Annotated in this window: 6 protein-coding genes and 1 pseudogene; 2 read left to right on the top strand and 5 right to left on the bottom strand. The window is 53.2% G+C overall.

The features are described 5' to 3' along the window. Positions 1–94: 94 nt before the first annotated feature. Both ACTBZS_RS11275 and ACTBZS_RS11270 read right to left on the bottom strand, forming a co-directional pair. Positions 95–280: a hypothetical protein gene (locus ACTBZS_RS11275; protein WP_463044194.1), complete on the bottom strand. Its 186-nt coding sequence runs from the start codon at positions 278–280 to the stop codon at positions 95–97. Next, on the bottom strand, positions 277–1,173 hold the full coding sequence (locus tag ACTBZS_RS11270; protein ID WP_460429937.1) for a LysR family transcriptional regulator: 897 nt from the start codon (positions 1,171–1,173) through the stop codon (positions 277–279). Before ACTBZS_RS11270 ends, ACTBZS_RS11275 begins: the two co-directional genes overlap by 4 nt. Before the next feature lie 128 nt (positions 1,174–1,301). Between ACTBZS_RS11270 and ACTBZS_RS11265 the strand changes: the two genes are divergently transcribed. Then, a complete protein-coding gene (locus ACTBZS_RS11265; RefSeq protein WP_463044193.1) occupies positions 1,302–2,240 on the top strand; it encodes a DMT family transporter in 939 nt (312 codons plus the stop codon). Between the two features lie 52 nt (positions 2,241–2,292). Then, positions 2,293–3,423, top strand: coding sequence for a cation diffusion facilitator family transporter (locus ACTBZS_RS11260; RefSeq protein ID WP_463044192.1), 1,131 nt, complete (start codon positions 2,293–2,295; stop codon positions 3,421–3,423). Between the two features lie 21 nt (positions 3,424–3,444). On the opposite strand, the gene ACTBZS_RS11255 is transcribed toward ACTBZS_RS11260, so the two are convergent. The 3 genes and pseudogenes from ACTBZS_RS11255 to ACTBZS_RS11245 form a co-directional block, all read right to left on the bottom strand. Further along, on the bottom strand, positions 3,445–4,164 hold the full coding sequence (locus ACTBZS_RS11255; RefSeq protein WP_463044191.1) for a putative metalloprotease CJM1_0395 family protein: 720 nt from the start codon (positions 4,162–4,164) through the stop codon (positions 3,445–3,447). A 143-nt stretch (positions 4,165–4,307) separates the two neighbouring features. Continuing rightward, positions 4,308–6,950, bottom strand: coding sequence for an alanine--tRNA ligase (alaS, locus tag ACTBZS_RS11250; RefSeq protein ID WP_463044190.1), 2,643 nt, complete (start codon positions 6,948–6,950; stop codon positions 4,308–4,310). A gap of 192 nt (positions 6,951–7,142) precedes the next feature. Next, a pseudogene (locus ACTBZS_RS11245) lies at positions 7,143–7,646 on the bottom strand (zinc-binding dehydrogenase); the annotation flags it as partial. Positions 7,647–7,921 lie beyond the last annotated feature (275 nt).

The following is a 7,921-nucleotide window of genomic DNA, read 5'->3' as shown; positions in this document are numbered from 1 at the left end:
AAGCTCGCATCATATTGACTACGTTTTGAATTCATTTCTTCCCCCTCGTTCAGATCTATCATGCCCTATCGAGGTGTCTACGGGTATTAGACCATTACATGGTGTCGCCATGCCTTACCAACACCGCCACCCCCTGCTGCGGAAAAAAGCGCACAGACAATGTTTCCCCCTGATCGCACACAAAATGCACATCATGCCGCGCCGGTGGTGTGGTTGGGGGTTGGGCATGGCTGCACCCATACAACAAAGCCAATCCAGCACATAACAAACCATTTCTCATTGCGAATCTCCCTTTAAATACTGCAATAAAATCCGATGTGCCGTCGGCAAACTGGCAAAATGACGAGCACAGGCAGTAAGGGTGCGTTTTGCCCAGCGGTCGGTGAGCGTAATAATCTGCGTTGTCCCCTGACTGCGATACCGCTCCGCCGCCGACAACGGCAACACCCCAATCCCCACCCCTTTTGCAATCAACAAATGCACCGCCTCAAAACTATGCGCCCGCACCCGCAACCGTAAACTGGTGCCGTGCATCCGCGCCACTTTCTCTATAAATTGCTGCATCGCACTCGCCGGATGCACCCCAATAAATGGATAATCCAACGCCGCCGAAAACGGGATCTCACTCATGGTGGCGGTGGGGTGGTCTTTTGGTACTACCAACACCAACTGATTATGAGCACAAATTTGCCGTTCCAACCGCTCAGCACCCACGCTGTGATCGACAATGCCCAACTCCACCTCACCGGCGGCAATGCTGTTGACAATATCGCGGCTTGGGCGGTCGATGATTTCCACCGTAACATCTGGAAAATCACTTAAAAAGCGGCTTAAGGCATCGGGTAAAAATTCAGTCGATGCCACCGTCGTTGCATACAGCCGAATTTCCGTCACATAACCCTCGGCAAACGCGCCCATTGCCTCGTGTAGTGTCGCTGCCTCTTGTAACAAATTGCGCGCATGGCTTAAAAACACCTCGCCAGCGGGGGTTAAGGTTACTCCCTCGCGTTCTCGCCACAACAAGCGACAACCGACATTCGATTCCAACTTTTGAATCCGTGCCGATGCCGCCGACAACGCCAATGGCAAGCGGCTGGCACCGGCGGTGAGGCTGCCGCTTTCCGCCACATGAATAAACAATCTTAAATCTGTGAAATCGTAATGCAATCTCACCACACTATCCTTTATCTCAGCCTTCGCCAATCGCGAAGTCTTACTGTAACAAATCCGCATGGTGGAAATGGCAGAAATCTTCCACAATCCGCCATCCTCAATTCACTCATCGACAAGCGTACCTTATTATGAGTCCTGTTTCTTTGGCCTTATCACACATGCCGCGTACCTTTGTTGGCCGAGGTGTGATGTTGGCAGTGTTATCTGCATTGGGGTTTTCTGCCAAAGCGATTTTTGTCAAATTGGCCTATCGCTATCAGGTTGACCCCGTTACCTTACTCACCTTACGCATGTTGTTTGCGTTGCCGTTCTTTATGTGGATGGCGTGGACAGCAGAAAAAGGCGGCACGTTGCCGCAATTCGGCCGCCGGACTTGGGGCAAGTTGTTCTTGTTGGGGATCGGTGGTTATTACTTATCCAGCATTTTTGACTTTATTGGCCTGCAATATATTTCCTCGGCACTCGAACGCTTGGTGCTCTATCTCTACCCTACTTTTGTGCTGATTTTCTCAGCCATCTTTCTGCACAAACGCATTAGCCGCCAAGCAATGGGCGCGTTGTTGCTGTGTTATGCCGGCATCGGGTTGGCGGTGGCGCACGATTGGCAACATGCCAGCGAAGGCCCAGATGTGTTGTTGGGCGTGGCGTGGGTGGCGGCGTGTGCGGTGACCTATGCTTTATATTTGGTGGGCGCTGGTGAGTTGGTGAAACAAATCGGCCCGTTGCAGATGGCGGCTTGGGCCGGGATGATTTCCACCCTCGGCGTGGTGGCGCATTTCTTGGTGACACAAGATCTCAGCCAACTGGTACAGCCGATGCCGGTCTATTTCTATGGTTTGCTGATGGGCATTTTTAGCACTGTGTTGCCTGTGTTATTGATGAACCAAGCGATGGAAATGATTGGGGCTTCGCGAATGGCGATGGTGTCCACCCTCGGCCCCGTGATGACCCTCTTGATGGGGTGGGTGATTTTGGGTGAGGCGATGTCGTCCCAACAGCTGATTGGCGCGGCGTTGGTGTTGGGTGGGGTGATGTGGGTCAATCACAAACCGAAAACCGCGACTTAATCTCCGTTTGAATATCCGCTGTTAGGCTGTGCTTTCAAGGAGCTCTCACCGCATGTCTTTTACCCCTGCCGACAAACAACGCGCTGCCCATATCACCACTTGGATCAGTGTGGTGGTTAACCTGATTTTGGTGATCTTGCAGATTGTGGTGGGGGTTTGGGCAAAATCGCAGAGCTTGATTGCCGACGGACTTCATTCTTTGTCCGATTTACTGGCCGATTTTGTGGTGTTGTTTGTCAACCGCTTTAGCCACGCCGACCCCGACCAACGCCATCCCTACGGCCATGCCCGTTTTGAAACCGCCGCCTCGCTGTTCCTCGGCACCATTCTCTTAGTCGCCGGTTTGGGGATGTTGTGGTCTGCCGCTGAAAAAATCCAACATCCAGAGACTATCGCAGCGGTGCATGTGGCCGCGCTGTGGGTGGCGTTGTTTACCTTGGCGGCCAAGGAAATTTTATTCCGCTATATGTTGCGGATTGCCAAACAAGTGCAATCGAATATGTTGATTGCCAATGCGTGGCATGCACGCTCGGATGCCGCGTCATCGTTAGTGGTGGCGGCAGGGATTGCCGGCAATTTGGCCGGTTATACCTTCCTCGACCCACTGGCGGCGGCGTTGGTTGGGTTTATGATTGCCCGTACCGGCGGCAAATTTGCTTGGCAAGCCTTGTCCGATTTAATGGATCAAAGCGTGGATGACAACACCGTGCAAACCATTGAACAGACACTGGCAGCGACATCAGGGGTCTTGGGGGTGCATGACTTGCGGACGCGGAAAATGGGCGATCAGGCTTTAGTCGATGCCCATATTTTGGTCAATGGCAAAATCAGTGTCTCAGAAGGCCATCGTATTGCGGCGCTGGCACGACAACGGGTGAAACAACAATGCCCAACTGTGTTGGATGTATTGGTGCATATTGATCCTGAAGACGACGAAGGCACCCCCGCTTGTTTACAACTGCCCGACCGCAGCGAAATCGAGGCCCTGTTACAGGCGCATCTTGGTGAGGATGCCGCACACATTGAATGCTTGCTGCATTATTTGGCGGGGCAATTATCGGTGGTGTTGCTGTTACCGGCGACGATAAACCCGACGGATGAACTTCGCTTGTCGGCGTTGTTGGCGGCGCTTAAAAACACCAACGGCGTGGCAGAAGTCATCTGCCAACGCCGTGAGTGGTGAGAGAACAACCCTGCCTTCGGGTTAGGCGTATAAGCTAAACACCTCGCGGTTGCTGGCACCAGAAAAATGCTCGTAGGTGCGTAAGGCGCGGCTGGCATAGGTTGGCGGAATGTTCGCCGCCAGTTGTGGTTGTTCTGTGGTGAGTGCACTGCTGCTGCGTAAGCTACGGGCACGAGTCAGGCTAATTTCCATTTGTGCCTGCAATTCCATCTGTGTGGCACGAGCGGCAACACTGCGGTCTTGTGGCGATGGATCGGGCGGCGCAAGGGCGGTAGCGCGAATTTTCCGTGCCTTTGGCACTGTTTCTTCGGCTGTCCGTGCTGGCGAAGTGTCAATCCCAACCTCACCACCGACGGCATAGTGCCTACCATCTGGGCCTTTCTTATAGTCATAAGTCGGGCCACTGGTAATCAGCTCGCCGCCAACCGCAATGTGCATTTGCTCATGTTGCCGCACACGGCGATCAGTTGAGGCAAGGTGTTGTATTTCGCGCAGTTGTTCCGGCGTGAGGGTGGTTTTGGTGCTGGCATTGCGGCTGTTTTCGCTGTCCACATCGCGTTTGCCGCGATTGTCCACCACCGTTGCACTGGTGTTTTGATTGCCAGACGCATTGCGCCATTCACCAATACGACTTAATGCCGCAAAGAATGAGGTTTGTTCTGACGTTGCTTGTGCCGTGCTATTGCGTGCAGGCGTTATGACTGCAGCAGGAGTGACGGCAGATAACCCTTCGACACGCATGATACATTCTCCCCTGACACACTTTTTAGCATAGCTGATTTTTTGCTATATGCTTGATTTTACTTTTTACTTGCGTAACAACACGCCCCAAATTGATAAATTTGCGGCGTGTCTCGCATCCAAACAGTATTGTAAAGGCGGTGTTATGCTTTTGCCAACTGACTATTGACCCAATCGGCAACGCTGGCGAGTGCGGCTGGCAATTTTGCTGGCTCGGTACCACCAGCCATGGCCATATCGGGTTTACCGCCGCCCTTGCCACCCACTTGGGCTGCAACAAAGTTGACCAGCTCACCGGCTTTCACTTTTTTGCACACATCTGCCGTTGCACCAGCAGCCAACTGTACTTTATCGCTGCTGCGGCTGGCTAACACAATGACTGCCGATTTCAGTTTATCTTTCAGCTTGTCCATTGTTTCACGCAGTGCGGCGCTGTCGGCTCCGTCCAATTCCACCGCCAACACTTTCACCCCTTGAATCTCTTGAGCTTGTGCTGCCAGTTCATCGCCCATGCTAGAGGCCAATTTGCCTTTCAGACGGGCAATTTCTTTTTCCAAGGCCTTAGCGTGATCTTGCAAAGCGTGGATTTTATTGCCGACATCATCGGTCGATTGCGCTTTCAACTGGTTAGCTGCGTCGCGTAATAACGCATCTTGTGCTTGCACATATGCCACGGCAGCTTCACCGGTTACCGCTTCAATCCGGCGCACCCCAGCCGCCACACCGGCTTCGGTCACAATCTTGAACAAGCCAATATCACCCGTCCGCTCGACGTGCGTACCGCCACACAATTCTGTGGAGAACTCGCCCATTTTCAAGACACGTACTTCATCGCCGTATTTCTCACCAAACAACGCCATTGCACCGGCTTTAATCGCATCTTCATGCTTCATCAAACGGCAATCAACGGCATAGTTGGCACACACCACACGGTTTACCACGCGTTCAATGTCGGCCAATTCATCGGCGGTCACTGGGCCGGTATGGGCAAAGTCAAAACGGGTGCGTTCGTGATTGACCAGCGAGCCTTTTTGCTGCACATGCTTACCCAATACTTCACGCAAAGCGGCGTGTAATAAGTGAGTGGCGGAGTGATTGCGTTCGGTAGCGCGGCGAGCGTGTAAATCAATTGTGGCTTGCACACTGTCGCCTACTTGCAGCTGACCGCGTGCCAAAGTGCCGTGATGACCAAAAGCTGTTGCGGTGACTTTTTGGGTATCGACCACATCAAACAATGCGCCCACACCGCCAGCCGCAATAATTTCACCACGGTCACCGACCTGACCACCGCCTTCGGCATAAAACGCGGTGCAATCTAACACCACCACGCCTTGATCGCCTGCGCTGAGGCTGTTGACGGCTTGACCGTCTTTATACAGTGCCAAAACATGGGCATCGACGCTGCTGCTGTCATAGCCTTCAAAACGGGTATCGCTGCCGCTGTATTCCAACTGGCCTTGGGTTTTAAAGCTAGAAGCTGCCCGCGACAGCGCACGTTGTGCTTCCATTGCGGCATCAAAACCTGCTTGATCGATGGTCACTTCCCGTTCGCGGCAAATATCGGCGGTTAAATCAAGCGGGAAACCGTAGGTGTCATACAGTTTGAACGCGGTGGCGCCGTCGAGGGTCGTGGCTTGATTGGCTAACGCGGCTTCTAACAAGGCCATGCCGTTTTCTAAGGTTTCGGCAAATTTCACTTCTTCTTGTTTCAGCGCGTCTTCAATTTGGGCTTGTTGCTGGCGCAATTCGGGGTAGGCATCGCCCATTTCGTTGACCAAATCTTGCACCAAACGATGGAAGAACGGCTGTTTTTGGCCGAGTTTGTAGCCATGACGAATGGCGCGGCGAATAATGCGGCGCAGCACATAACCACGACCATCATTCGATGGCATCACCCCATCGACAATCAAGAACGAACAGGCACGAATATGGTCGGCAATCACTTTCAGCGATGGCACGTCCATGCTGAATGGCACACCGACTTCACGCGCAGCGGCTTGCAACAGATTTTGGAACAAGTCGATTTCGTAGTTGGCATGAACGCCTTGCAACACCGCCGAGATACGTTCCAAGCCCATGCCGGTATCGACCGAGGGCTTCGGTAAGGGGTGCATCACACCGTCTTCGGTGCGATTAAACTGCATAAACACATTGTTCCAAATTTCGATAAAGCGGTCGCCGTCTTCCTCGGGACTTCCGGGAGGGCCACCCCAGATGTGCGCGCCATGATCGTAGAAAATTTCGGTGCATGGGCCGCACGGGCCAGTATCACCCATCTGCCAGAAGTTATCGCTGGCATACGGCGCGCCTTTGTTATCGCCAATGCGGACAATTTTTTCTGCTGGGACACCGATTTCTTCGTGCCAAATAGCGTATGCCTCATCGTCTGTGGCATAAACCGTCACCATCAGCTTGTCTTTGGGCAGGTTTAACCACGCTGGGCTGGTCAAAAATTCCCACGCATAGTGGATGGCATCGCGTTTGAAGTAATCGCCAAAGCTGAAATTGCCCAACATTTCAAAGAAAGTATGGTGACGGGCGGTATAGCCGACGTTTTCTAAATCGTTATGTTTGCCGCCTGCACGCACACATTTTTGGCTGGTGGTGGCGCGGGTATAGGGGCGTTTATCAAACCCTAGAAACACGTCTTTAAATTGGTTCATTCCGGCATTGGTGAATAACAATGTCGGGTCGTCGTGCGGCACCAAGGAACTTGAGCTGACGATTTGGTGGCCTTTGGAGGCGAAGAAATCTAAAAACTTGCGGCGAATCTCAGCAGCTTTCATAACATTCTCTAATCAATAGGGTGGTGGGCATGGCGTACTTGCTTCGCCTACTCAATAGTGATTGTCGCGCCAACAGCACACAAGTTGGCTCGAACATAAACCGACCGATTTTACACCAACCGCGACAATTGCGATGCGGCGAGGCTAAAAACCGCTCAGCGTGGTGCCGATTTTTCGCTAAAACCCGCTGGCTTAAGGGTTTAGCAACACTTTGCCCAAATTGCGATTTTCTTCGAGATAGCGATGGGCGGCGGCAGCATCGGCGAGGGCAAAACAACAATCAATGGTGGGGCGGAGTGCGCCACGCAGCATTGCCGGCAAGATATGTTCGCGAAGTGCCTGCGTCAGTTGCTGTTTTTGTGGCAAGCCTTGGCTGCGTAGCGTTGAACCCAATAAACGGATACGTTTGACCAATAACATCGCCAAATCCAATTCTGCTTTTGCTCCCCCCATCACACCAATCACAATTAAGCGGCCATCGGTGGCAAGACATTGCAAATTGCGCTGCAAATAACTGCCGCCGATACAATCTAAAATCAATGCCACTCGCCCCTGTTCTCGCACCACGCTGGCAAAGTCTTGTTCTGAATAGACAATGGCGATATCTGCGCCCAATTCACGGCACCAAGCCGCTTTTTCTGCATTGCCGACGGTGGTGATGACTTTAGCGCCGCGCCATTTGGCCAATTGAATCGCCGCACTGCCAACGCAGGCGGCGAGGGATGACTTCCAATCACGCCTAAAAGCAACCCCGGCCGCGGTTTGAAACCGCGGCCGGGTGAAGAGTGCTTTTTTCTCGTTGCGAGAAGTTCAGCGATCAGCGGCGACGACGGCCAGCGAGGCCAGCGAGACCGAGGAGGGCAACCGCGCCGGGAGCGGGAACCGCGCCGAGGTCGAAGGTGCCGATGCCGAACTGGACCGGGGCGCCAGCGATGCCGCTGTTGTAGCCGATCTCGAGGCTGAAGGTGCGG

This window comes from Aquaspirillum sp. (assembly GCF_055136605.1).
This window is presented reverse-complemented; position numbering and strand designations above follow the sequence as displayed.

What these genes read in the sequence shown, in the direction of transcription:
- ACTBZS_RS11275 (WP_463044194.1), bottom strand. Translation starts at nt 280, where the DNA reads ATGAGAAATGGTTTGTTATGTGCTGGATTGGCTTTGTTGTATGGGTGC.
- ACTBZS_RS11265 (WP_463044193.1), top strand. Translation starts at nt 1,302, where the DNA reads ATGAGTCCTGTTTCTTTGGCCTTATCACACATGCCGCGTACCTTTGTT.
- ACTBZS_RS11260 (WP_463044192.1), top strand. Translation starts at nt 2,293, where the DNA reads ATGTCTTTTACCCCTGCCGACAAACAACGCGCTGCCCATATCACCACT.
- ACTBZS_RS11255 (WP_463044191.1), bottom strand. Translation starts at nt 4,164, where the DNA reads ATGCGTGTCGAAGGGTTATCTGCCGTCACTCCTGCTGCAGTCATAACG.
- alaS (WP_463044190.1), bottom strand. Translation starts at nt 6,950, where the DNA reads ATGAAAGCTGCTGAGATTCGCCGCAAGTTTTTAGATTTCTTCGCCTCC.